The 26,213-nt window shown below is 47.6% G+C and carries 23 protein-coding genes; 6 read left to right on the top strand and 17 right to left on the bottom strand.

Features of this window, described 5'->3' with window-relative positions; genetic code table 11:
• Positions 1–42: 42 nt before the first annotated feature.
• Both H579_RS24575 and H579_RS0106730 read left to right on the top strand, forming a co-directional pair.
• Positions 43–915 (top strand): hypothetical protein, encoded by an 873-nt coding sequence (locus tag H579_RS24575; RefSeq protein ID WP_211224678.1) that lies wholly within the window; start codon positions 43–45, stop codon positions 913–915.
• Between the two features lie 287 nt (positions 916–1,202).
• Positions 1,203–1,535, top strand: a complete 333-nt coding sequence (locus tag H579_RS0106730; protein WP_028300049.1) for a YggL 50S ribosome-binding family protein — start codon at positions 1,203–1,205, stop codon at positions 1,533–1,535.
• A 152-nt stretch (positions 1,536–1,687) separates the two neighbouring features.
• Here the strand turns inward: H579_RS0106730 and H579_RS0106725 are convergent, their stop codons facing one another.
• From H579_RS0106725 to H579_RS0106685, 9 genes are all read right to left on the bottom strand, one after another.
• Positions 1,688–3,052: a cyclic di-GMP phosphodiesterase gene (locus H579_RS0106725; RefSeq protein WP_028300048.1), complete on the bottom strand. Its 1,365-nt coding sequence runs from the start codon at positions 3,050–3,052 to the stop codon at positions 1,688–1,690.
• A 559-nt stretch (positions 3,053–3,611) separates the two neighbouring features.
• Entirely contained in the window at positions 3,612–4,817 is a 1,206-nt protein-coding gene (choV, locus tag H579_RS0106720) for a choline ABC transporter ATP-binding protein (RefSeq protein WP_028300047.1), read from the bottom strand.
• Positions 4,818–4,819: 2 nt separating this feature from the next.
• Positions 4,820–5,662: a choline ABC transporter permease subunit gene (choW, locus tag H579_RS0106715; RefSeq protein ID WP_028300046.1), complete on the bottom strand. Its 843-nt coding sequence runs from the start codon at positions 5,660–5,662 to the stop codon at positions 4,820–4,822.
• 399 nt (positions 5,663–6,061) lie between these two features.
• On the bottom strand, positions 6,062–6,997 hold the full coding sequence (locus H579_RS0106710) for a choline ABC transporter substrate-binding protein (protein WP_036565557.1): 936 nt from the start codon (positions 6,995–6,997) through the stop codon (positions 6,062–6,064).
• Between the two features lie 285 nt (positions 6,998–7,282).
• A complete protein-coding gene (betA, locus tag H579_RS0106705) occupies positions 7,283–8,959 on the bottom strand; it encodes a choline dehydrogenase (protein WP_028300044.1) in 1,677 nt (558 codons plus the stop codon).
• A gap of 79 nt (positions 8,960–9,038) precedes the next feature.
• Positions 9,039–9,659, bottom strand: coding sequence for a transcriptional regulator BetI (gene betI, locus H579_RS0106700; protein ID WP_028300043.1), 621 nt, complete (start codon positions 9,657–9,659; stop codon positions 9,039–9,041).
• A gap of 332 nt (positions 9,660–9,991) precedes the next feature.
• Entirely contained in the window at positions 9,992–10,885 is an 894-nt protein-coding gene (locus tag H579_RS0106695) for a DMT family transporter (RefSeq protein WP_028300042.1), read from the bottom strand.
• 308 nt (positions 10,886–11,193) lie between these two features.
• Positions 11,194–13,149 (bottom strand): HAMP domain-containing methyl-accepting chemotaxis protein, encoded by a 1,956-nt coding sequence (locus H579_RS0106690; RefSeq protein WP_028300041.1) that lies wholly within the window; start codon positions 13,147–13,149, stop codon positions 11,194–11,196.
• A 399-nt stretch (positions 13,150–13,548) separates the two neighbouring features.
• Positions 13,549–14,178 carry a glutathione S-transferase family protein gene (locus H579_RS0106685; RefSeq protein WP_028300040.1) on the bottom strand — a complete coding sequence of 210 codons (630 nt, stop codon included), beginning with the start codon at positions 14,176–14,178 and terminating at the stop codon, positions 13,549–13,551.
• A 260-nt stretch (positions 14,179–14,438) separates the two neighbouring features.
• Here H579_RS0106685 and H579_RS0106680 point away from each other — a divergent pair, with 260 nt between their 5' ends.
• Positions 14,439–15,005: a TetR/AcrR family transcriptional regulator gene (locus H579_RS0106680; RefSeq protein ID WP_028300039.1), complete on the top strand. Its 567-nt coding sequence runs from the start codon at positions 14,439–14,441 to the stop codon at positions 15,003–15,005.
• Positions 15,006–15,029: 24 nt separating this feature from the next.
• Here the strand turns inward: H579_RS0106680 and H579_RS0106675 are convergent, their stop codons facing one another.
• The 5 genes from H579_RS0106675 to H579_RS29400 form a co-directional block, all read right to left on the bottom strand.
• Entirely contained in the window at positions 15,030–15,623 is a 594-nt protein-coding gene (locus tag H579_RS0106675) for a hypothetical protein (protein ID WP_028300038.1), read from the bottom strand.
• Positions 15,624–15,824: 201 nt separating this feature from the next.
• Complete coding sequence (locus tag H579_RS0106670) at positions 15,825–17,279, bottom strand: Ni/Fe hydrogenase subunit alpha (RefSeq protein WP_028300037.1); 1,455 nt, start codon at positions 17,277–17,279, stop codon at positions 15,825–15,827.
• On the bottom strand, positions 17,276–18,229 hold the full coding sequence (locus H579_RS24570; RefSeq protein ID WP_084623995.1) for an NADH-quinone oxidoreductase subunit B family protein: 954 nt from the start codon (positions 18,227–18,229) through the stop codon (positions 17,276–17,278). Before H579_RS24570 ends, H579_RS0106670 begins: the two co-directional genes overlap by 4 nt.
• A 95-nt stretch (positions 18,230–18,324) precedes the next feature.
• Positions 18,325–19,239: an FAD/NAD(P)-binding protein gene (locus H579_RS0106660; protein WP_245583225.1), complete on the bottom strand. Its 915-nt coding sequence runs from the start codon at positions 19,237–19,239 to the stop codon at positions 18,325–18,327.
• Complete coding sequence (locus H579_RS29400) at positions 19,229–20,467, bottom strand: 4Fe-4S dicluster domain-containing protein (RefSeq protein WP_211224677.1); 1,239 nt, start codon at positions 20,465–20,467, stop codon at positions 19,229–19,231. Before H579_RS29400 ends, H579_RS0106660 begins: the two co-directional genes overlap by 11 nt.
• 316 nt (positions 20,468–20,783) lie before the next feature.
• Here H579_RS29400 and H579_RS0106650 point away from each other — a divergent pair, with 316 nt between their 5' ends.
• Positions 20,784–21,716, top strand: coding sequence for an LbtU family siderophore porin (locus H579_RS0106650; RefSeq protein WP_028300035.1), 933 nt, complete (start codon positions 20,784–20,786; stop codon positions 21,714–21,716).
• 257 nt (positions 21,717–21,973) lie between these two features.
• Here H579_RS0106650 and H579_RS24560 read toward each other — a convergent pair whose 3' ends face one another.
• A complete protein-coding gene (locus H579_RS24560; RefSeq protein WP_051227381.1) occupies positions 21,974–23,155 on the bottom strand; it encodes a benzoate/H(+) symporter BenE family transporter in 1,182 nt (393 codons plus the stop codon).
• Between the two features lie 185 nt (positions 23,156–23,340).
• On the opposite strand from H579_RS24560, the gene H579_RS0106640 reads away from it, so the two are divergent.
• Positions 23,341–23,931 carry a helix-turn-helix domain-containing protein gene (locus H579_RS0106640; RefSeq protein WP_028300034.1) on the top strand — a complete coding sequence of 197 codons (591 nt, stop codon included), beginning with the start codon at positions 23,341–23,343 and terminating at the stop codon, positions 23,929–23,931.
• Positions 23,932–24,073: 142 nt separating this feature from the next.
• Positions 24,074–24,472 carry an SGNH/GDSL hydrolase family protein gene (locus H579_RS24555; RefSeq protein ID WP_245583224.1) on the top strand — a complete coding sequence of 133 codons (399 nt, stop codon included), beginning with the start codon at positions 24,074–24,076 and terminating at the stop codon, positions 24,470–24,472.
• Positions 24,473–24,494: 22 nt separating this feature from the next.
• Here the strand turns inward: H579_RS24555 and H579_RS0106630 are convergent, their stop codons facing one another.
• Positions 24,495–25,169, bottom strand: a complete 675-nt coding sequence (locus H579_RS0106630; protein ID WP_028300033.1) for a nitroreductase family protein — start codon at positions 25,167–25,169, stop codon at positions 24,495–24,497.
• Between the two features lie 242 nt (positions 25,170–25,411).
• Entirely contained in the window at positions 25,412–26,134 is a 723-nt protein-coding gene (gene nfsA / locus H579_RS0106625; RefSeq protein ID WP_028300032.1) for an oxygen-insensitive NADPH nitroreductase, read from the bottom strand.
• Positions 26,135–26,213 lie beyond the last annotated feature (79 nt).

Raw genomic sequence — 26,213 nt, 5'->3', positions numbered from 1 at the left:
CACCTGATTTGGGCGTTACATGCATCATAAGTAGGGAGTCACATGGCAGAACTTTTTAGTACGAACCAGAGCAAAACTATTCTCGCGAAGTTTAAACACAAAATTGATGGTTTGGTTCCCTCTGACGATTTTGAAAAGCAACGCAATAGTCTTATTCGATTAGTTGTTGGCTCCATGGAAAACAAGCCCGACCAATGGGATGAGCTTTGTGAAATCAATATTCAATGGATTGGCGACCACTTTATTAATCGACTGGCTGGTGAGGAGAAAGAACTAACAAAGGAAAAGTTGGATGATATTTGTTCAATGTGCTTCCGCTTCCTATTCGAACTTTATCTTTCCATGAAAAATGATTTGGCAATGGAGTTTGAAGCTGCAAGACAATTTGTTTTTAATAATGTTGATTTATTTGAGCACAATGCTAAAGAGCAAATCGAATATGCTATTCGTGATATGCCGATCAATATTTTTAAGGCTATAGCTAATAGTGACGCTATCGAAAGTTTGAAAAAATTCAATGCAGTGTCTGCTAAAGCAGAAAAACTAAAAGATGACTGGAATGCAGACTTGGCTGAAAGAGAAGCTAAAGTCGATTCACTAAAAGAGTCCTTATCTAAATATGAAAATGCTTTCAACTTTGTTGGCTTGTATCAGGGGTTTGACGAACTTGCGACAGAGAAGAAGGCAGAGCGAGATGGAATACTAATTTGGCTTCGGGTTTTGTCGGTTGTGATCGTATCTCCTATAGTTGCAGAACTATTTTTTGTATATCTGCATCTAGATAACATTGCCGCGGTTAGAGACGGTCTTTTGGTTTCAATTTTCCCTACAGTTTCACTGGTTGCTATTTCTGTTTACTATTTTAGAGTTCTTCTATTTAATTATAAGTCTGTAAAGTCACAACTTTACAGATAGATCTTAGAAAAACATTGTGTAGATTTATCCAGAATTACTCGGAATATTCTAGCGATATAAAGAAGAAAGATGCGAACTCCTTAGATAAGTTCGAAAGCATTATATTTTCTGGGATAGTCACAGATGATGGAAACCTACCATCAACATTTGATGGTATGGAGCAAATAGGGAAATTAATAAAAGCGGCAAAGACGTGAAGAAGCATGTAACAAGCGCATGTTATCGGACTAGTTTTCCGCTGCGCTCCAAACCAGCCGCAAATGCGGGCCTTATATGCAGGAATTGTAATGGCTAAAAATAGAAGTAGACGTCTTAGAAAAAAGCTTTACGTAGATGAATTTACGGTATATGGATTTGAGTTTTTTTGCCGTTTGAATATAGAGGATGCGTCTGAACATGATTCTCTACTAGATGAGTTTATTGAGTTCATCGAGAGTCATGGTTTAGTTATGGGGGGTGGGGCAAACTCTAAAGAATTTGAAGGTTTCGTGGTATCGGAAGGTCGCTACGATTCGCCATCAGAAAAAGATCGAAAGGCTATAGATTCTTGGCTTAATAACCATCCAAAATGCTATGAGGTGAAGGTTGGTTCACTGGTTGATGCAATGTATAGCATGTAACAAAAATTGTAGTGGCCCGCTATCGCGGCTGAGGCCTTAAAAGCTATGCTTTTTCGGCCTCTAAATTAGGCGTCAGAGAACGTTTGTAGAATGAGAAGTATGCAAACTGTGGCGTTCAATCGCTGTTGAAAGGCGGCTTTGCTATTGAGGCTTTAAGCCGCTTCCTGACGATTAAAGCCAAGGTTTTGTCTCAGTTTAGCCAGGGTATTGGCAGTTAAGCTTTCAGGTTGCAGTGTTGTGGTGACCTGGATTTTACTGTAACGGCTGTTTTTCAGATCCAGATTGCTGCCATTATTCAATGCTCTGCCATCGGGTTTATAGAGCAGTTGTACAATGGGGCGTGATCTGTGGCTTGGATTAATCTCAGTGACTAATCCTGTGTAACCGTTATTCAGTTTAACCAGAGTTCCTACCGGATAAACACCTAGAGCCTTAATAAATTGTTCGACCAGTGAACCATCAAAGGCTTTATTTCGCAGTGCATAAAGTTTGCTCAGGGCGTGAGTGGTGCTGTGCTGCTCAGAAAAGTGGCGGCTACGGGTCAGGGCTTCGTATGTGGTCACAATACTGAGAATGCGCGCTTCCAGAGGAATTTTTCTGCCAGAAATCCGGCTGGGGTAGCCGTTGCCATCATGACGTTCATGATGAAAGGCAACAATGCTGCGCAAGTGGCTGAGCCCCGGATGGCGCTTAAGAATACCGCAGCCTAACTCGATATGCTTTTGAATCAACTGTCGTTGTCTGACGGATAGTGGTTGCTTCTGGTTCAGAATTTCATCGGGAATTTTTAGCATGCCGATATCATGAAGCAGAGCGGCCATAGCTAAGCGCTGTAAAGCTTTGCCTTTCATGCCCAGGGCTTGACCAAACATCAGGCTGAGTACTGCGACATCCAGAGACTTCTGCTCAAGAGACTGGTTATTCTCTTTCAGGTTGCAGATCATGCTCAGGGTTTCAGGATGTGCCATGGAAGACAGTGTCAGGTTTTTTACACTCTCTTGCAGAGGTTTGTCATCAATGTCCTGGCCTTGATGCAGTTTCTGAAAACACTCACTTAGCGTATTTAAGGTGTTGTGGTAGCTGGCAATGGCGAACTCTGCGGATATCTTGCGCTGAAGACTTTCTTTTACAGACTCTGTTTTAACCAGTGTCGGTTTGGTTGCGATTGGCTGTGCTTGTGCTTGAGACGCTACCGGCTTTTCGGCGATCTTCGGCTCTGCTGGCTTCTCTACAGGCTTCTCTATTGGCTGAGTGACCGCTTGTTTTTCTTCTGCTTCAGGCGCTGGCGATTGAGTTTTTGGTGTGACAGATGCTGTCTTGTCATCTGTTGATGCTTCAGAATCGTCGCCTTCAATCTCGATAAAAACACTTTTACAGGATTCAAACAGGCGCACGATGTCGTTTGCGGTTTGGATGGTAAAAGGGCCCTGCCAATATCTGATTTTTTCCCAGCCGACATCGGTTTTAGCAACCTTCATTCCTGGTAGTAGCTGATTAATAGGGACTCTTTTTAACATATCGGGTTCCTGGACGGATGCAGTTAAACCCCCGGTACGTTTGTTCAAGTTCCTTCTGTGTAGCTGGGTCAACGTTGCCGGATTGATTTTTATATCCTGGCAACGTACACACTCCCGATTCTTTTCGATGGGTCGTGTACTTTTCCTTAGAGCTTGTATTCTATCTTGAGCGTTTTAGAAAAAATATTACATGACATTACAAGTCGCATGACTGATGCGTCACATCGGTTTATTGATGTAAGTAATTTGCCATTTTATCAGGATGTTAGTCATATTGTTAAGGTCTAATTCAGGGGTTGTGCATGGAATTTTATAGAGCCTATCCAGACAGCCGTTCTCGGGTCAGTAGATCTCGGCTCGGATTAAGAGGTAGAGGGTCTATAAAGTAGATCGCATCAATATATTTGGGACAGACCAGTGGATGGTAAGGGAAGAAAATAGAGTGGCCGAATAATAAGTTGATTTAGCTGCTAAAGAAAGTAAAGGATAGTCAATAGCTGGACTACCAGAGGGCCTAAGCATGTGCTTCAGCCCTCTGCTCTATCAGGGGGTACTCTGGTCAGTCTGCAACAAAATGTTTGCCCAACAGGGCGTAATAGAAGTTGTTGTCATTCAATACACCTGCGAACCTACCATTTTCCTGGAGCAATACAGGCAACTGGCTGGTGTATCTTAGGTTGATTGCCTCGCGCATATTGATTTCTGGTGAGGCAATCGAGAAGCTGCCTTTAGCAATACTCTGTGCTTTACCTTCTGCTTTTTCCGCCTTGGAAAGCTGCTGCCACTCTTGTTGTGGTAGGGTTTGTTCCCCTTTGCCCGCTTGTACGATTTTGCCCTGTTCCAGCTCTACCCAAAGGTTGTGGTTGCTATCCAGAATCACCTTATTGCCCTGCTGTTCCAGCTTATGGGCCGGTGTCATCAGGGTTCGACCACCGAGCACATTGAGCGGGTTGGTATGGGCAACAAAGTCTTCTACGTAAGCGGTTTGAGGGTTGAGTACAATCTGCTCCGGTTCACCGTGTTGAATAATCTGGGCGGATTCCATAATGGCGATATGGGAGCCAATCTTCAGTGCCTCATCCAGATCATGACTGACGAAGATAATGGTCTTTTTAAGATTCTTCTGCAGCTCGATCAGTTCATCCTGCAGCTGCGCCCGAATCAATGGGTCCAGTGCGGAGAAGGGTTCGTCCATCAGCAGAATATCGGTATCCATAGCAAAGGCTCGGGCCAGGCCAACCCTTTGCTGCATGCCGCCGGAAAGTTCGTGAGGCAGCGAGTGAGCCCATTCCTGAAGGCCCACCATCTCCAGCTTTTCCATTGCGCTGGCTTGGCGGGTTTTCTTGTCGATCCCTTTCATCTCCAGCCCAAAGGCGACATTATCCAGCACGCTCAGCCAAGGCATTAAGGCAAACTTCTGGAACACCATGGAGATACGATTTGTCCGCAGATGGCGTAGAGTGGCTTCGTCACAGTTGGCCAGGTCAACGGTACGATCACCGTCTTTTACCAGCAGATTACCCCGTGAAATCGGGTTCAGGCCATTCACGGTACGTAACAAGCTGGACTTGCCGGAACCGGATAAGCCCATCAGTACACAGATCTCACCTTCAGCGACTTTAAGCGAGGCGTTATGAACGCCAACCACTGCCTTGGTCTGGTCGATAATTTCCTGACGACTTAAGCCCTGATCCAGCAGTTGCAGCGCTTGTTGAGGTTTATCGCTGAACACTACATCCAGATTCTGAATATCAATCACGCTCATGCTTACACCTCCTTCTGGTTTGGTTGTTTACACAGACGGTCCAAAATAATCGCCACCAATACAATGGCCAGACCCGCTTCAAAACCCTGAGAGATATTGACGGTATTTAGGGCGCGTACCACAGGTTTGCCCAGACCATCGGCACCCACGAGAGCGGCAATCACTACCATGGATAGCGATAACATAATGCACTGTGTCACCCCAGCCATAATATTGGGCATCGCCGCAGGCAGTTCGACCTTAAACAGCAGTTTGGTACGAGTAGCGCCAAAGGCTTTACCTGCTTCTAATAATTCTGCCGGTACGCTACTGATACCCAGTGCGGTCAGGCGAATAGGGGCTGCGATAGCAAAGATAATGGTGGAGATCAGCCCCGGTACAACGCCCAGGCCAAACAGAATCAGGGTTGGGATTAGATAAACAAAGGTTGGAATGGTCTGCATCAGATCCAATACCGGACGGATCGCGGTATAAAATTTAGGATAATGGGCCGCCATAATGCCAATGGGAATACCGATCAGCACACAGAGTACCGTGGCCGAGAGCACTAACACCAAGGTTTCTATCATCTCGGTCCAGTAGCCCAGGTTGGCAATTAATAACAGGGATGCCGTTACAAAAGCGACCAGCCCCAGCGACCGATGTAACCACCAGGCCAGACCTGCTGTTGCCGCGATCAGAATAAAGGCCGGGCACAGCAGTAATAGATCGGTTGCACCCAGAATCAGCCATTCCAGAGAATAGGCGATGGCATCAAAAAAACCTGACGCGTTGCCGATTAACCAATCGACAAAATTTTCCATCCATTGGCCCAAAGGGATTTTATGTTTGGTTATCCAATTCATAACGGATTACTCGATAGTAAAGCATGGCCCAAAGCGATGTTCGGGCAGAAAAAGAAAGACGGAGTACAGGGCCGATTTTTTATGACCTGTCACAGGTGATGTGTAGCTTACAGCCTGCTTGCTCTCATCTGATAACACATGTTCTAAAGCCGTTATGGGCTTTAGAACATCAAAGCGTTAAGTCACGCTCAAGCCTTAATCTGAATTAGTCGCTGAGTGCGAATCAGTACTTGAGCGTGTTAAAGCTAAAACTTATACCAAACCAGATAAGTGGTTGTAGGTCGGAAAAGCCGCAAGGCGTCTTCCGACAATCAGGTATCAGAGTCAGTGTTGGATAGCGCTTTGCTTACCCAGCCGACTTTGATACCAATAAATTTATCGGTAATGGTATCAGTTGTATTAAAGCTTTAAGTGTTGCTTAACCGCTGTCAGGCCCGGTTTGCCGTCCAGCGTTTTAACACCGTCCAGCCATTGTTCAAGCACCTGAGGATTGGCTTGCAGCCACTGGGTCGCGGCTTTTTCTGGCTTCATGCCCTTATCCAGAATGGAAGCCATTACCTGGTTTTCCATGCTCAGGGTGAACTCCAGATTACTTAGCAGTTTGCCCATATTTGGGCACTCTTTGCTGTAGTTCTGTCGGGTGTTGGTGTAAACGGTTGCACCGCCGTAGTTAGGGCCAAACCAGTCATCACCACCGTCCAGATAAGCGATATCAAAGTTGCTGTTCATCGGGTGTGGTTCCCAGCCCAGGAATACAACCCACTTGTTACGACGCTCAGAACGTTTGACTTCCGATAGCATGCCCGCTTCTGAGGATTCCACCAGACGGAAATCTTTCAGACCAAAAGCGTTTTTATCGATCATATCCTGGATCAGACGGTTACCGTCGTTGCCCGGCTCAATACCGTAAATGCGCTTATTAAATTTGCGCGCGTGTTTGGCGATATCCGCAAAGTTGCGTACACCCGCATCATAAGCGGCTTGGTTAACCGCCAGGGTGTATTTCGCACCTTGCAGGTTGGCACGAACGGTTTCTACCGTACCCGCTTCACGGTATTTGGCGATATCCCCTTCCATGGTGGGCATCCAGTTGCCCAGGAAAATATCTAACTCACCGGAAGCCAGTGAGGTATAGGTGACAGGCACCGATAGCAGCTGAGTTTTGGGCTTATAACCCAAGCCTTTAACGATCTCAGAGGTGATCGCTGTGGTGGCTGTAATATCGGTCCAGCCGACATCTGAGAAACGCACGGTTTCACAGCTATTAGCCAGAGCACTGCCGCTGATGGTCAGCGCCAAGGCGGTGGTCAGAGTTTTCAGTTTAGGAAAGATCATGGTATCTCCTTGAGTACAGTCAGTTTATTGTCTTGGCTGTACTTCCAAGGCAGTCCGGCCGAGACGCAGTGTTTCTTACCCGTGTTGGTTACGATCAAGCGTAATATTTGTACGGTATTCAATAAAAACACTGACGCCGCTGGACTGGCTTGGAAATACATAACGCTTTATGTATCTGGTCAAAGCGCTAACAGGCAGATCGCTCCGCCTGCTTGGGTTATTGGTAACAGCAAAACGGTTAATGGCTTATACGTTTAACCTGCCATTAGCCGCTGTTATTTTTCTCTATCGTTGCTCTGTCTGGTAATCCGGGTGAATCCAAACCGGAACATTGGTCTTTGGTAACGGCGCTTTGCCCAGAATCATATCCGCCGCTTTTTCCGCCACCATAATGGTCGGTGCATTCAGGTTGCCGTTGGTAATAGTCGGGAAAATAGATGAGTCTACGACCCGTAGCTTATTCACGCCCCGTACCCGGCACTGGCTATCCAGCACCGCCATAGGATCATCATCTGCGCCCATCTTGCATGAGCAGGAGGGGTGGTAAGCGCTCTCTACATTGTCACGCACCCAGGCATCGATCTGTTCATCGCTTTCAACGGCGTAACCTGGCTGAATCTCATCACCCCGGAAAGCATCCAGTGATTTCTGGTTTAAGATCTCACGGGTCAGGCGGATACAGGCGCGCCAATCTTCAATATCCTGCTGAGTGCTCAGGTAGTTGAATAGAATCTCAGGCGGCTGCTCGGGATCAGCGCTGGTGATACGGATATAGCCCCGGCTGGAAGGTTTATTCGGACCCACATGGACTTGAAAACCATGACCTTTAAACGCCGCATTACCGTCATAACGCATCGCCGCAGGCAGGAAGTGGTACTGAATATTTGGCCATTTCAGACCCGCACGGGAGCGGATAAAGGCACAGGATTCAAAGTGGTTGGTGGCCCCCAGGCCGTCCTTTAGCAGTATCCAGCGCGCACCGATCAGACCTTTACTGATCAGGTTCAGCTTGCTGTTCAGAGAGATCGGCTGCTGACACTTGTATTGGAAATAGACTTCCAGGTGATCCTGCAGGTTCTCACCTACGCCCGGCAGATCCTTTACCACTTCGACACCGGCTTTCTGCAGCACTTCTGCCGGGCCAATACCGGACAGTTGCAATAATTGTGGCGAACCTATCGAACCTGCGGCTGAGATCACTTCACGGTAAGCATGGATAGTGTGGATCTGGCCTTTATGTTCAAACTCCACACCCGTGGCGTTGATTTGGTTATCGATTTGCTCTGTGATCACTTTGCGGCTCATCACATGGGTCAGCACCGTCAGATTAGGACGCTGCATAGCACGACGCAGATAGGCGTTTGAAGTGGAGCTGCGCACGCCATTTTTCACCGTCATATGCATAGGGCCAAAACCCTCCTGACGGTAACCGTTGTAATCCTGGGTATAGCCATAGCCCGCATCAACACCGGCATCAATAAAGGCTTGGTACAGTGGATTCAGCGACATCTTATTGCCGTTACAGGTGCCTACCGGACCGTTACCGCCACGATAATCATCGGCCCCGTTTTCCCAGGTTTCTGCGCGCTGGAAATAGGGTAGGCAGCTTTGGTAGTCCCAGCCCTCAGCTCCTTGCTCTTGCCACTGATCAAAATCACAGGCGTGACCACGCACATAAACCATACCGTTGATGGAAGAGGAGCCACCCAGGGTTTTACCCCGCGGGGTGTGCAGTGAACGGTTATTTACGCCCGGTTCAGGCTGGGTATGGAACTGCCAGCACAGATGTTCGGTATTCATTGGATAGGACAGGGCTGTCGGCATCTGAATAAAGATGCTGCGATCACTGCCACCCTTTTCCAGCAGCAGTACGCTGTGTTCACCGCTTTCACTCAGGCGATCTGCGAGCACACAGCCCGCTGAGCCTGCACCGATAATAATGTAGTCGTATTCCTGTTTCATAACCTGATCCGGGTCTGGTGATTTCTGCGCTGTTTGCTTAAACCACGCGAGTCTTGAGTTGTTAGTGATCTATTAACGGCTAACTGCTCTTGGTCGATTGAAAATCATGCCAATTAAGTTCCGGTAGCTGATGTTGCAGATAATCAATAATCAACGCTTCGGCCAGGGTTGTATTGATGCCTTCCGGTGATAGCGCGCCCCTGAGCCAGATGCCATCAATCAATGCGGCTACCCCTTGAGCGATAAACGCCGCTTTTTCATGAGGCACGACCTGTTTGAGTTCACGGCGCAGATAGGAGAGCGGGCGTTGCTCATTGACCCGCTGTAAACGATGCAGTTGGGGTTTATGCATGGAGTGTGACCAGAAGGTCAGCCAGGTCTTTACCACCTTGCTGTCTAATTGTTTAGGGTCAAAATTACCTTTCACCACCGCGATAATACGGGCCGCAGTATTATCAGGTTCAACCGCTTCCAATTGTTTGCGAACGGCATCCGACAAGTCTTTGAGTACGGAACGCATAGTGGCTTCCAGTAAACCGTCTTTACCGCCGAAGTAGTGGTTAATAATAGCGGGGGATACACCGGCATAACTGCTGATCATGGCAACACTGGCTTTATGTAGGCCTGCGTCGTTGACGGCTTCCATGGTGGCGTTGATCAGTTGAGGTTTGCGGATTTCTGGCATGCCGACTTTAGGCATCGGACTCTCCAAATTTTTTCTTAAATGAACGTTTAAATTAAAATGGCAGAGTAGGCGGAATATATCAAGGATAAAATGATTAGTGCTCTAATAGAAAGAAGGCTTTTTAAAAGTAGGTGTTAGCTAAAATCTGTGAAATCAGCCTAAAAATGTGGTTATTTGTCTGTAATATCTATTTTTTCTGGTTATTGGTGTAATGTTTACTGTCCGTATGATTTTGTAAGGCTTGCGTTACACGGGAGAAGAGAAGATGGGGTAGGGAAGGTGAAAGTGAAGAGAAAATCTGAAGCCATAGTGAATCAATGGCTTCAGATTTTGGGTAGAAAAAGGACTTAGTTTCTCTTTAGCAACTGCATAATCACTCGCCAGCGATTGATCAACATCGCCATAAAGATCAGCATACAGCCTGAGAACTGAAGTAAGGTCATCTGTTCATTTAACCAGAAGGCGGCAAATAGCGCAGTCCAGACAGGCTCCAGTGTCATAATTATGGCGGTGTGGCTGGAGGGTGCCATGCCTTGCGCTTTGGTCTGAACATAAAAGCGCAAACTGGTAGCGATAAAGGCACTGGCCAGCAGCCAGCCCCAGATTGATGCCGGTTGTGACCATTGCTGCTCTTCCAGCAATAGAGAAACGACAAAGGCAACTGCACCCGTAATCAGTAGCTGAATGGCGGTGAGTGGCAGAGTGGCAATCTTGGCGGAATAGCGGCTATTCAAAACAAAAAAGAAAGCAAACAACAGTGCGGCTAGTAGGAAAAACACTTCGCCCCAGCCAAAGGCAAACTGACTATCCAGAGATAAACAAGCTAAACCGCCAATGACCACCGGCAGGGACAGCCAGAGTGATTTATCCGGTCTGTCGCCAAATAAAAGACCAACGAAGGGCACTAAAACCACACCTAAACTGGTGAGAAAAGCGCCAATACCCACATGATGGGCGTAGTGTAGGCCCAGAATCCATAGAATCATGGCGACTGAAAAAATACTGCCGACCAGGCAAGCTTGTTTAAACTCTAACCCTGTTAATCGACGCAACACTCCCTGGCCCAGTAAGACTAATACCAAACCCGCTAGGGTAAAACGAATACTGATAAAAAAGATCGGCTCTAAACCCTGTAGCGCCTCTTTAGAAAAGATCCAACCAGCTCCAGCCAGCAGGGTCGTAATAATCAGTAGAATATCCGCCTGACTGGAGCGGGAAAGCGCCTGAAAACGCTGCTGCATTGTCTATCCTTATTTACGGCCTATGTGCGGCTGTTTCCTGTTTGTGCTCTGTGCAGAGTACAGTACCGAAGCCGATTGTTTTCCACTGAATCAGGGCGTCGTATAGTAAAACTCAATGCCCTGTTGATAATCACCGGCTAATTTAACTGAAAATGGCAGCGCTTTCTGGCTTTTCTTTCGATTTTTTACATACCCTTTGTATCTGATTAAGTATCAGTCTGGTTTGATGGCCTCCAGCCTCCAGCCTCCAGCCTCCAGCCTCCAGCCTCCAGCCTCCAGCCTCCAGCCTCCAGCCTCCAGCTCTATCGTTATACCTTAAAGCCTGATACCAGCTGTGTCAGTTTGTGAGTCATATTATTAACTTCCTGGCTGGCATGTTCTGCTTTTTGAACGCCTTGGGTGGTCGCTTCCAGCATACCGGAAAGCTCCTCCATATTCTCAGTAATACTTTGAGCCACGACAGATTGCTGCTCTACAGCACTGGCCACATGCTCATTCATGCTGGCAATTTGATCTATCGCCTGTGCGATAGAGCTTAACGCGGTATCCGTTTCCTGGGAGCATTCAACTGTATCGTTTGCTTTTTTAGAGCTTTCTTCTATGGCGTTTACGGTCTGGACGGTGCGCTGTTGCAGATCCTGAATCATCTCCTGGATCTCAGTGGTAGACTCCTGGGTGCGTTGTGCCAGTGTACGTACTTCATCAGCAACAACGGCAAAGCCTCTGCCCTGTTCGCCAGCCCGTGCCGCTTCAATGGCTGCGTTCAGTGCCAGCAGGTTGGTTTGTTCGGAAATATTCTGAATCACTTCAACAACTGATCCGATCTCGATACTTTTCTGTTCCAGTTCCCTGATGGTGATCATAGATTGGTTCAGGTTGTCGGCCAGATCATTGATCGCATCAACGGTAAGGCGAACGCTGTCTCTGCCTCGTTGGGTTTCGGTTTTCCCCTGAGCCGACTTCTCTGCAGACTCAGCGGCGTGGGAAACAACTTCCTGAATACTGTAGGTCATTTCATTCATCGAAGCGGCAACCTGATCGGTCATCAACTGCTGTTGTTGGATGGTTTCGGTATTGTGGCGTGCGGCTTCGGAGCCAACCTGAGCAGCATTCACCAGTTGTTTATTTGTCGCAATGATGCCTCCAATCAGCTCTCTGAGCTTTTCTGCCATATCGCAGACCGAGCGATAGATACCGGTATCTTTGGCGCTGGTGTTGAGGGGTTGGCTCAGGTCACCGGAAGCGATAGCGTGAGTGATGTTTGCAATGATGACAGGCTCGCCACCAATCGGTGTGCGGATCGTTTTGGCCATATACCAGGCGATAAACAGGCCTGTCAGTGTTGCCAATAGGGCGATGGTGCTGACCAGTGTCACTGCTTGTTCAGTATCTGCCTGAAGAGCAGGTCCCAGTGTATCCTGATCCTTTTTAACTGAGAGTTTAACCTGCTCAATCTTATCTGCGACGATAGGTCCGACTTTATTCAGCGTATTGTCGATCAGGTCGTTGCGCTGGGTAATAATATTTTGCACCTGAGCAACAGCTTGATTGTATTGCTGAAAGTGTTTCTGCATATCCTGTAGTAGCTGGCGGCGACCTGGGTTCTGCAGTTCTTGATCAAGTTGTTCGATTAAAGGAGGTAACTTCTGCTGCAGCTCTTCTTTTGCCCGGTTGGCGTCGGTGACGGAGTTTGTGACTAGATATTTAGTCACATAGAGGCGGCCCAGTAACAGGTGCTCCTGAGCGATACCTGCAAGCACTGCCGCTGAAGTATCATTATCTCTATTAGCTGATAGCATAATATCGGTCAGTGCTTTGCGCATGGCCAGACCGGAAGGATCAAGCTGTGCCGCAACAATATTATTTCTCTGCTGGAATAGCTTAATCACTTCGCTGAAGGCCTTCTCATAGCTTAGAACTTCCTGTTTAACTTCTTTAATCAGACTAAGTCGACTGGGTTGCTGAATTTCAATGATTGCTTTGTCCAGATATTCATTCATAGTGTCCCGGCGCTCACTAAAAACCTGTATATCAGCATCAGAACGTGTATTTATAAAGCTTAAAACGGCGAGCCTCATGGAAAGCATATTGGCTTGAACCCGGCTAGATAAGTTCGTATCCCTGGCTAAATCTCTGTACTCGGTAAAGCCTTTATAGGTGCTATTCAGACCGCTGTACGAAATGATTGAAATAATAGCCATTAGCAACACTATGGCCCCAAATCCGAGGTTTAACTGAGTACTGAGTTTAAGATTTTTTAGCATATGATGAGACTCCAAAGCATTCCGTTTGCTGCTTACGAGCCATCCAGTGGATAGAATGGGTAGTTATTGTTCTGAACAGTCAGATGGTCTAAAGGTGTCATGGAAATTCATGTTTTACAAGCAGGTGTTTTCTAAATCATAGACAAACACTGGGTTTTTAGCGAAATAAAGTATTGAGTGAGTAAAACCGGGTTTTTTTAATGAACAGCATGAAATGCTTTTAAGGGGACAGGCAGTACTTGAGTCGGTATCTGTGTTGAAGAGGGCTGGTACTGCAAGGTTATGTATTGCAAGGTTAAGAGAGCTGAGCGGCTAAGTTAAGACCGGGGCCGTTTTAATGGTTAAAACCTGTCCCGGTCATAATCGAACGATAAAGAGCACTGAGTTGCGAGCGGAGCTTTATAGCAAGATATCCTTAGCACCAGGCTGAGCCATAATCCGCTCAATATAGTCGTGAATCAGACTATCATCAGAAATCAGTTGCAGATCATATTTTAGCTTGGCCGCATGGTGCAGCATGGGCACTAATAGGAGATCAGCCAGGGTTAATTGATCGCCGCAGATATAGTCTTTACCGGCCAGTCGCTGTTCAACCACTTCAACTGCACGTAGTGGCTGAGGTTTATTTTTCATCAGCTTCTCTTTATTGGGTTTACCATCCGGCCCTGTTGGGAAGGCAAGCTCAACCAGATATTTGCGCATAATGGCCTGGTCGATCTGAGTGACAATCATAGAGCACCAGGCATCATGCTCGGCTTGTTGCTCGATGCCTTCGGGTTGCAATGCTGGAACGGGATATTTAGCGTCCAGATAGCGGCAAATCGCCAGTGTTTCCTGCACAATCAGTTCACCGTCCTGAATCACCGGCATTTTGGCAAAAGGGTGTACGGCCAGATGTTCATCCGAGCGAAACGGAATCGCTTTATCGCCCAACTGCCAACCTACCTGATAAGCCTGTTGTTTTTGCGCGCATACCAGTTCAACGCTGCGAACAAAGTTACTTTGCTGAATACCAAGAATACTGATCATATCGTTTTCCTTTTATGGGCTGTGCCCTGCTGGATACTGTCCCCGGCTGTATAAATGCCCGGCTGGATAAAGTGCCCAGCCGGATAAAGTGCACGGCTGGATAAATAGCCCGGTAAATGACGGAATAGAGTGAGCTTATTTTCTGCCCGGATCTACGTTAGTACTTTAGGGGTGCGCTTTACTTTAAGCTAGGTGACAATATGATCAAGAACATCTTTTGAGATGGTTTATCTGAGAGCTAACTTAGGAGTGTTAAAATTATGCCCTGGTCCCCGGAACATAAACAGCAAACCCGTGACAAAATTCTGCAAAGTGCGGCACATCTGTTTACCCATAATGGTTTTAACAAAGTCTCGATCAATCAGGTTATGGAACGTGCGGGCCTGACGCGGGGCGCGTTCTATAAGCATTTTAACTCCAAAAAAGAGCTGTACTCCGAAGCGGTTGTTTATGGTGCCAGACGCATGACCCGTGACAGGCTGGATCGGGAGCCTGATCTGGATCGTATTCTGGATCTCTATCTGTCTGAAGAGCATGTGAATTCAGTAGCAGATGCCTGCCCGCTGGCGTTTCTGGTATCGGATATCGCATTACGGGATGAGGAGAGTCGTCAGGGCTATCAGCAGGTATTAAAGGGATTTATTAAACGTCTGGCGCAAAGTACGGGTAAAGATATGGAAACGGCAACGATAGCGTCCATTCTTATGGTAGGTGGTGTGGCTCTGGCCCGTGCAGTCGATAGCCCGGAGCTGATTGAACAGATTCTGAATACGGCCAAAGCAGAAAGTAAAAGGCAGCTGTTAGAGGCAGAAGACGTAGTTAATTAGCCATTGTTAATTAGCCGCTGTGAATTAGACGTTGCGAAGGGCTTCGGCGGAATTGATCTCGGTTGTTACCAGCGCGATCAATGGTCTGATATCAATCGATAGGAACGCCTCTCTCTCAGCAGGCGTTTTGTGCAGACTATTATACGCGATGTGATTTCCACTTGATTGCAGAGAAGGATACAGATTTAAACCTATGATCTGGCATTCAGGGGGCAAACGTTTCAATTGACTGGCTAACAATAATGCTTCCCGTAGGCCAAAGCCATGGCTTGAAAGTAAGCTGGGTTGCTTTCTGGTCACTGCACTATCTGAAGGGGCTACTAACTGATGAGCATCCAAGCGGATCACTTCACCAAAATCATGCTGTTCACTCATAATGGCATCAATCAGAATAGCCCTGTTTTCTACGTCCAGATAATCCAATAAGCCACTGCCGGGACGATCCAGCTTGATTAGTTGGATTTGATCGATCGACTGGATTTGATTGGCTGGCTGGAGCGAGCCATAGGTATCGAGTTCGATATCACGGTGTTGCCTGAGTTGCTGTAACTGATCAATGACCTGCCAACCCAGCTGATCTCCTGGCATTGGGGAGCCGATCCCGATAATCGTCAGCATATCTATTAATTCCTTTACCCTTGGTTCTCACGCTTTATACCAATTGCGATAAATGTTTGTAGGTTGGAAAAGCCGCAAGGCGCCTTCCGACGATTTGTTGGATACGCAGCGTTTTGTCGGATGGTGCTTCGCTTATCCAACCTGCTCATTTTGTCTATCAAAATACTTAACGTGAAAGATATTGAGTGCTTCAAACTTTGCTTACCGGGAAATATCCAGCTTTAAAAAGTGAGTTGCGCAGGAGATACAGGGATCATAGTTTCTGATCACACTTTCAGCTCTAAGCCTCAGCTCATCATCACTGTGTTCCAGACCGTATTGATAGAGACTCTGCTCAAGATCCTGTTCGATGCGCGCCTGATTTTGGCTGGTAGGCGGTACGATAGTCGCTTTTTTAATCAGCCCCTGTTCATCCACCTGATAGCTATGCCAGAGAATGCCCCGTGGTGCTTCGCTACAGCCAAAACCGGTGCCCGCTTTAACAGTGATCTTTTCATAGGGTGTATTGGTTGGCTGATAATTTTCCAGGCACTCGATAGCTTGCAGTATTGCCTGATAGAGCTCTAAAGCACGGGCAATCACGCTATGGAACATATTCTGACTCGGGAACTGGGTTTGTAGCTGAGTCATCTGCTGCTGAACTTGTGGCAATAACAGCGCATAGTTCAGATTAATACGGGCCAGTGGCCCAACCAGATAGGGTTGGCCATCTAATAAGCAGTGCAGGGCGGTGGAGCAATCCTGCTGGTGCTCCTTAAAGTGATCCTGAAAGTGTTCGATATCGAGGTTAAGTGAGGTATTTGATTCTTTGTCGGTCCTGCTCTCTTTTCTTTCCCCTTCCTCTTTCTCTTTCTTTTCCCCGTTTCCGGTATTCGTAGTAGCCGTCAGCTGACGCCCCATAATGGGATAGTCTGCGTTGATCTGGTTATTCCCTTGAGTCGTTGTTGAAGCTGTAGCCTGAACCGGAGATAAAGCCTGAGCTGGGGTTAAAGCCTGATCTGGAGCTAAGGCCACGCAGGTAAACGCTTGGTGATCATCGGGCAGGGAAATTTGGTCCAGCCAATGGATCAAGGCTTCAATATCAGGCAGTGCTTCTTCCAACTCAGCCTTAAGCGTTTGAGCGGCTTCCAGCTCCGGTGCGTGATGAAAACCGCCCACCTTTAAGCCCACAGGGTGTACAGAGCGGCCACCACACAAAGTGATCAGCTTATTCCCCAAGCTCTGTAGCTTTAAACCTCGGGTCACTTCCAGTGGATAGTCTTCAGCCATGGCGATAGCACTGTCATAACCAAAAAAATCGGGAATCGCTAATAGGTGAATATGCAGGGCATGGCTCTGTATCCATTCGCCGCAATACATTATCTGGCGCAGATTTTTTGCCCAGTCTGAGATCTCTACCTGAAAGATATCTTCTAACGCCTGTACTGCACTGATCTGATAAGCCACCGGGCAGATACCGCAGATACGGGCGACAATATCCGGCACCTCGCTGTAATGGCGACCTTCCAGCAGTTTTTCAAACATTCGCGGTGGTTCATAGATACGCAGTTGCAGCTGTGTAATCCGGCCATTTTCGGCGCTGAACTTTAATGCCCCTTCACCTTCCACCCGGGCCAGAGTCGGCACATCAATCTGAATTCTTCGGCTCTGACTCATAGGCGTAGTCCTTTATCGCTGGTTTGCGGTTGACTCGTTAGCTGGTTATGCCACTTTTTACCTTCCTCTAGGAAAGGCTTGCTTTGGCTGTTAATCAGTAAAAACTTACGGGCGATCTCTTCTGGTAATAACCCGAAACCTGAAAAGCGTTGGCTCAGACTATCGGTATTGGTATTCTCCGCTGGACCATAACAGCCGTAGCAATCCCGACCATGATGCGGGCAGATAGCGCCGCAACTGCCTTGAGTAACGGGCCCCAGGCAGGGTTTATTTTCGGTCACCATGACGCAGATATTGCCTGCCCGTTTACACTCCATACATACCTTATCTTTATTATTTTCCGGCAGGCTATGCCATAGCAGATTCCTCAGGGCGTGTAGCAGCTGCTCTGTGTTCACCGGGCAACCCCAAAGCTCCAGATCCACCTTAACGTGTTGACTGATCGGTGTGGCGGTATCCAGCGAACTCAGGCTTTCAGGCCGGGCGTAGATCTCTGCCAGCCACTGCTGAGCATCGGCCATATTGCGCAGTGCCTGAATACCACCGCTGGTGGCACAGGCTCCGATGGTGATCAGCCGTTGGCTGCTGTCTCGAATCTGCTGTAGGCGCTGGATATCTTCTGCAGTACAAACACTGCCTTCGATAATGGCGACATCGATATCTCTCTCAATCAGAGGACGGTTGTCAAGCAGACCGGCTTCGGCAAAGTGGCGAATATCAAACAAGCGATTAACGGTCAGCAGGTCCGCTCCGGCGTTTAAAAATGCCAGCTGACAGCCATCACAGGAGGCAAACTTATGTACCGCGACTTTTAGTCGGGTATTGGTATCAACGTTGGCCTTACCATTATTAGTGGTGTCAGCATAGGCATCCGTAGCTGCGTTTGACGTTACAGTTACATCAGCGTCTGAGTGTTGGGATAAGATCTGTGCAGGAATCCGTTGAGCCATAAAAGATCCTCGTTGTCACTAAAGCCGTATGCCAGGGTTAAAGGCCATGTTTTAGAGCTATAACCATTTATTGGAGCTACAATCATTTATTGGAGCTAAAAGCCTGCCTGACTCAGCAGCTGTTTAATCTCAGGGTAGTTAAACACCGGACCTTGTTTACAGACAAAATGTGCACCGTACTGGCAGTGACCGCAATGGCCTACCGCACACTTCATATTACGTTCCATACTGAGCCAGATCTGTTGCTCGGGAACCTGGCGTTGTAGCAGTTGTTTTGCTGCGGTTTGCATCATGACTTCCGGGCCACACAGTAGGGCGATACAGTTATCACTATCAAACTGGGCCTGAGCAATCAGATTGGTGACATAACCCTTGGCCCAGGGCCAGTGCGCGCCGGTTTCATCGGCGGCTAATAGAATCTGGATATCTTCTCTCTCTGCCCATTGCTGATATTGCTGTCGCCAGATCAGGTCGTTGGAGTGTTTTACCCCCTGCATAATCACCAGACGTTTATAGAGTTGACGACGATTCAGAGCGTAATGGATCACTGAAACCAGCGGCGCGCAGCCTAAGCCGCCGGTAATCAACACCAGATCTCTGTCTTGAGCATTCTCTAATGGCCAGCCGCGACCAAAAGGGCCCCGTACGCCGATATAATCACCGGTTTTTAGCTGAGCCATCGCTTGAGTGATGCGACCCACAGCGCGAAGGGTATGGTCAAAAGAGCCGGGATGTTCAGGATCAGACACAATCGAGATAGGCACTTCGCCGACACCGTAGAGATAGAGCATATTAAATTGCCCCGGCGCAAAGCTGTAAGCCTGCTGTAGCTCAGGATCAGAGAAGGTCAGACGCAGGGTAAAAATATCCGGGCTTTCCTGAATACGCTCGACGATTCTGGCATTAAAAGGCTGTTGCTGGAGCTTAGTCATCATAGCGTCAGCTTTAACCTGCACGGTCTTTTGCTCAGTCAATGTACCCTGAACGTCACTGGTTGGACTAGTTATCATTGTGTCCTCCTTCTCTATCTTTGCTAACTCTATCCCCTCTAACTCTGTCCCCTCTAACTCTGTCCCCGCTAATCTGGCCGTTGTCCTGACAGATCTGCATCGCGGCTTGAGTGAAATCAATACCAACAGGGCACCAGGTCACACAGCGCCCGCAACCCACGCAGCCGCTACGGCCATATTGCTCATACCAGTTCACCAGCTTATGGGTTAACCACTGCTGATATCTCAGCTGAGTTTTCCCCCGCACCTGATAACCATGGATATAGCCGTGCCCCTGACTAAAACAGGAATCCCACTGGCGTACATGTTGCGCTTGGCTGCCATCCAGTTCGGGAATATCCCGCTGACTGCTACAGAAGCAGGTCGGGCAAACAGAGGTACAATTTCCGCAGGATAGACAGGTTTCAGCGAGTTCTTGCCAATGTGGATGATCCAGGTTTTGCATCAGGACCTGTCTGATCAGCTCAGGATCAAAAGGGAGGTGTTTTGGTTGTTGGTGCTGTTGTTGAGATTGTTGCTGAGATTGTTGCTGAGCTTTGAATTGGGGAGGCTGGGATTGATCAGACTGATGTGATTGTAGTCGCTGATCATCGTTATCGAACAATGTCTGCCGTACCTGACTCAGGCTTTGATCCGCCTGTTGCTGTTGCTCTGAACTGGCGATCTCCAAAACCTGTGTTTGAAGCAATTGCTGACACAGTCGCTCACCTTCATCGCTTCCGGTTTGAAGCAAAAAACCTTCATTCAGTTCATCCAGTAAAAGATCATAACCGTCGGTAATGGCTGGGCCATCACTGGTTCTATGACAAAAACAGTTGGCACCTGCTTTGCTGCACGTAACCGCAATAAAGAGATTATTTCTTCTATTCTCGGCGTAGTGATCATCAACAAACTCAGAGTGCAAAAAGTGTTGATCCTGCAGTTTTAATGCTGCGATATCGCAGGCTCTTACGCCAAAGAAGGCCCGTTTGGGTTGATGGCTTTGGGTCTGGCAGAACACCAGCTGACCATCCTGCTGTTTCTCTACCTGCCACAATACCTGTTCGGCTTGAAAGAAATAGGGTTTTAGCAGTTGAGCACTGCAATTCCAATGGAAATTTCGTGGGCTATCGTAGGGCTGTAAGCGGTAGTGCCCGGCATCCTGGTAATCTGTAATGCCTTGGGTGAGAGCCGTTACCTGACTAAAAGGCTTAAACACAATGGCATTGGACTGAATCTGAGGGCCCATACATTGATAGTCCTCCGCTATGAGCAGATCCAGTAGTGATTGCAGTTGTAATCGGGGTAAAAAATGTGGCTGATCCCGCATTGCTACTATCCCTGTATCGAAAGGGTTTACTTAAGCATAGCAAACGTATCTCTGATACGGGCTCGTTTCATAGCGTTTTCATGGTCTCCTATAGAGCTTGGTAACAAAGCCATAGTTTGGATCAAGGGATTGGAGAATGATGATACGTATGGCCATCAAATCAAGTAATGTTATTGCAAGTGATAATAATTGTTATTTATAACAAGGTTCTAACCCATTCAAAAAGTAAAGAAAAATGAAAAAAACACTGTTAGCTTCTGTTATCTCTACTGGTTTCCTGCTTGCAACGCCTCACTCTTTTGCGGATGACAAGCTTTCACAGATTAATATCAGCGGTGTTGCTGAGGTACTGGCGACTTATAACGATGCTGAAGATGGCAGTTCAGATATTGACGTAGATACCGTTGAGCTGACCGTAGAAGCGCCAGTTAATGACTTCATCCGCGTATCAACCACATTGAAATACGAAGATGATCCTGAAGGTGAAGATGACTTCTTTGTTGATGAAGCCATCATTGTCGTAGGCGAAGAAGAGGGGGATATCAGTCTGACAGTGGGTCGTACTGGTATCCCATTTGGCGTGATCAGGGGTTCGACCTGGACCGGTCCTCTGACCGATGACTTCACAGATAACACCGATGATCTGGCTATGGTGTCTTTTGGTGCCGATAGTTTTAGCGCTGAAGTGTATGCCTTTAAAGGCGATCAGGAAAATGATGACAATGTTGAAAACTTTGGTGCCAATATCGCTTACGAAGCCAATGGTTTAAGTCTGGGAGCCGGTTTCCTGAGTAATATCGGGAATACTGACGCTTTTGGTCAAACTGAAGATGGCAGCGCTTTCCGTCTGAATGCTGCTTACAGCTTGGGTAATATCGATCTGTCTGCTGAGTTTATTCAGGCAGAAGAGTTTGATGACCTGGGTGGTGACAAGCCGTCAGCAGCCCATATGGGTATTGATATCGGCACTGACTTTGGTCTGCTGGCATTGGGTTACAGCATGACATCGGACGCTGAACAGCTGGGTCTGCCTGAGCAACTGCTGGTTGCGAGCTTGGCCCGTGAACTGGGCGAGAATGCTGAAGTGATTTTTGAGCTGGTTAATGAAGAAGATTACGCTGGCGAAGATTCTAATACTGTAAATGCTGTACTGGCTGTTTCATTCTAAACATTGAGTGCAGAGTGCTTGTTAAAGAGCCAAGGTTATACCTTTCTTTACTGGCCTCTTAGCTGGCGGAGACTGATCACTATATCTGCTGGCTTCTAGCTGGACGTTGGGCGATACAGTGCTTACCAGCCCCGAATAATCGCATTTTAGGCTCTGATTGTGGTGGTCAGAGCCTTTTTGTCGCTTTCTTGTTTCTGCTTGGCTTACTTAGGCTCTGAGCAAAGCATAAATACTTGTAAGGTGAAAATCATGTGAGATTACTTTGCTGTAAACAGCGTCGTTCTTTGCTCATAGTGGCGAAGATAATACACCCCTAAGCCGACCACTAAGCCCCAAAATGCACTACCAATACCCCATAGAGATAACCCTGAAGCAGTAATCGCAAAGGTAATTAATGCACTTTCGTGTGCGCTTTCTTCTGCCAGCGCACTAACCAGGCTATTACCTATGGTGGTTAATAGTGCCAGTCCTGCGATCACCATAATCAACGTCTTAGGCAGCACCAATAGCAGACTGGCGACTGTTGCCGCAAATAAACCCGCAAGCATATAGAAAATGCCCGCCCAGATGGATGCTAGATAACGTTTATTCCGGTCTGGGTCTGCTTCTTCGCTCATACAAATTGCGGCGGTAATAGCTGACAGGTTAAAGGCAAAGCCGCCAAAAGGAGCCAGGAGCAAGCCTGTAATACCCGTCCAGCTGATCAGTGGTGATGCAGGAGCCTGATAGCCGTGGGCTCTTAGCACTGCCAGTCCTGGCATATTTTGTGAGGCCATCGTCACTACAAACAGTGGAATGGCGACACCGATCAGCGTATTCAGTGAAAAGCTGGGCATCATAAATACGGGCATGGCCAGCTGCCACTCTATCCCGCTGCTATCAAACTGTCCCTGTAATGAAGCAAGTCCTAAACCGGCTAACAGCGTGATTGGGATAGCATAACGGGGCAGGCTGTTTTTCAGTAACAGATAACACAACAGCATCAAACCGGCTAACTCCAGTTGATACTGTAAAGCCCCGAAGGCCTGTAGGCCAAAAGGAAACAGTACTCCAGCCAGCATAGCCGCCGCCAGGGCAGGAGGCAGCAGAGAAATTAAGCGATCAAACCAGCCGCTGATGCCACAGACGGTAATAAGAAGAGAGCAGGCCAGAAAAGCACCAATGGCTTCCGACATGCTAAGCCCTGACAGACTGGTAACCAGCAAAGCGGCACCTGGCGTAGACCAAGCGGTTAATACCGGTTGTCGATAATAGAGGGAGAGCCCGATACTGCTTAGTCCCATACCGACACCTAATGCCCATAGCCATGAAGTCAGTTCTGTTGCCGTGGCTCCTGCACTTTCTGCGGCCTGAAAAATAATTGCCGCCGAGCTGGCGTACCCTACCAGAACGACCACAAAGCCTGTCACGGTATGTGACAAGGCGGGTATATATTTCATTCTTATCTCCTTCTATATCTTCTTTGTGCGTTATAGCGCACAAGATCGGTAAAATTTTTTGCTCCTTCGAGCGTTTTCTGTGCGTTATAGCGTACGATGTAGACAATGCTAACTTCGTGCGCTATAACGCACAACTGTTTTTTTATCTATCTCTTTTCTCAAAATGCTATAAGCCCGGTTTATTTATGCAGGACATTAATCGCAATATTGGTCAAACCCTAAAGAGAATCAGGGCTGAAAAAGGCTGGAGTTTGGATCAGACTTCGAAACAAACCGGTGTCAGTAAGGCGATGCTGGGGCAAATTGAACGGGGGGAATCCAGCCCGACGGTGGCAACCTTATGGAAGATAGCCGGAGGCTTTCATATCTCGCTGTCGACCCTGATAGAGCCCGCGCAGGAACAGGAAGCAGGTTATCAGGAAGCCGATATACGGATACGTTCTGCCGAGCAGTTACGAAGACGACCCGCTCAGGATTCCATGCTGGTGGCATCACTCTTCCCTTATGAGGATAGTGTGGGTTTTGAAATGTATGAGCTGACTCTGCTACCCGGTTATGAACGTATTGCTGAACCCCATGAATCTGGGGTAACAGAGCATGTTGTGGTGTTAAGCGGTTGTCTGGAGTTGCTGGTGAATGGCCAATGGCGCGAGCTGAAACAGGGGGATGCCATTCGTTTTGCTGCGGATAAACCTCATGGTTATCGTAACCTCAACGAACAGCCTGCGGTATTCCATGATGTGATCCACTATCAGCACCAGAAAAGTGAGTGTTAAAAAAGCGCACACTGGAACGCAAAGGTTAAGCATGTGAATAGATTGGCGTAGCGGTGGAGAAACGGATGAATACAACTCGGAATATGCTAAAACAGAGCTACTGCAATGGTTAAAGAGTAGTGGAAGATAAAAGGACGTCCTGATGAAACAGGTTCTGGTATACGCCGATAGCCTGACCTGGGGCATTATTCCCAACACCCGTAAACGCCTGACATTTGATAAACGCTGGCCGGGTGTTTTTGAAAATACGTTGCTGGAGCAAGGGGTTTCAGTGCGTATTATCGAAAACTGTCTGAATGGACGTCGTACCATTTGGAATGATCCCTTTAAGCCCGGCCGTGATGGATCGGAGGGGCTTGGGCAGGTGATTGAGATGTACTCACCGCTGGATCTGGTGATTCTGCTATTGGGCATCAATGATTTCCAATGTACTCATGATAATAACGCCTGGCTATCGGCTCAGGGTAAAAGCAAAGAGACTGCCGGAAGAAATAAGATAACAGTGGAGGTGTCCCTTTTTTCTTCTGGCAGTAAGCGTTAACAGACTTTAGCTTTAACAGGCCCTATATAAATGTTGCGATCTCTTTTAATGCTTTTTTCTTGGTCGCGTGCACCGGAATCGTCGCATCGTCAGCCGGGTAACCCACCACCAACAGAATATAGGGGCGTTCTGTGCTGTCCCGGTTACAGATCTCATTTAAGAACTTCATCGGTTTTGGTGTGTGGGTCAAAGTCGCCAGGCCGGAGTGATGTAGGGCATCAATCAGAAACCCTGTCGCGATACCCACAGATTCCCGCACATAGTAATTTTTGCCGCTATCGCCGCTTTCCACACCGCCGACAGTTTGAGCAAAGATAGCGATTAGCCAGGGAGCGGTTTCCAGAAACGGTTTTTGATCATCGGTACCTAATGGCTTTAGTGCGTTTAACCATTCTTCACCGGCACGACCGGCGTAAAACTGCTGCTCTTCCAGCTCTGCTTTTTCCCGCACCTCTTTTTTCACTGCAGGATCACTAATGGCAACAAAGTGCCAAGGCTGATGATTAGCGCCACTGGGGGCTGTACCTGCTGCTCGTAAGCAGTTTTCAATCACGGCTCTATCAACGGAGCGACCAGAAAAGCTACGCACACTGTGACGACGTTTAATGGCCTGATAAAAGTCATCAGAGCGCTGTTGCATCTCTTCGGCAGGATATTCAATAAAATCAGTCAGTGGTACAGAAGCGTGTTCAGCCATACAAAATCCTTACTTAAGCAATTTTATTATTAGAAGATGCCGTAGCATAGATCTATTTATATTGTAATTGCAATATAAATAGCGAGTGTGATTAATTACTCATCTATCTGTGGACATAGAGCATTATTAAGAATAGGAGCAAGATACAGGCGGTAAAATTCTTGCCAGTGATAATGCTGGTGGTTGGTGTGTAGGAGAAAAAAGACAGAAGCCACCGAGCAGGCGGCTTCCGGCTTGGGGGATTATTTTTTGGCAAAACCTTGTTGGTTCAGGCGATCCATCATAAAAGGGCGGGCTTCTTTGCTAACAGTATTGCTAATCTGCTCAGACCAGGACTGCTCATTTTTACCCTGAGTTCTCTCACGATAATAGTTGCGCATTGTATCGTCATATTGAGCCAGTACGTCTTTATCCATCTCTTGATAGCTGTCTTCGTGCACGATCAGCTCCAGTGGCAGACGCGGTTTCAGGCCTGGGTCCTGATCCGGATAACCCAGACACAGGCCAAACATAGGGAAAACATGCTCAGGCAGATTGAGCAGGGCTGATACTTTATCCGGGTTATTTCTTAAGCCACCGATATAAACACCACCCAGGCCCAAAGATTCAGCCGCAACGAGGCAGTTTTGCGCCATTAACGCACAATCCACTGCGCCAATCAGAGTTTGCTCAATAAAGCCCAGTTTGGCATCGGGTACGATCTGCTGGTGACGGTTAAAGTCAGCGCAGAACACCAGAAACTCAGAAGCACCCGCGACATAGGCCTGGTTACCGGCATACTCTGCCAGCAGAGCACGGTTTTCTTCCGAAGAAACGCGGAGCACACTGACGCATTGCAGGTTACTGGACGATGAGGCTGCACGGGCGCAGTTCAGCAGAGTATTCAGGGTTTCAGAGTCAATGCTCTGATCTTTAAACTTGCGGATGGAACGATGGGATAGAATCGTCTCGATAGTTGTATTCATGGTTAACTTCTTAAGTTGCAGTGATAATGTTTCTCTGTACTGCGGCCATGTTAGCACTATTTCAAGGACTGAAGCCTTA

The organism is Oceanospirillum beijerinckii DSM 7166 (assembly GCF_000422425.1).
Classification (GTDB): domain Bacteria; phylum Pseudomonadota; class Gammaproteobacteria; order Pseudomonadales; family Halomonadaceae; genus Oceanospirillum; species Oceanospirillum beijerinckii.
The sequence above is the reverse complement of the archived record's forward strand: the minus strand, read 5'-3'. Positions and strand labels throughout refer to the sequence as shown.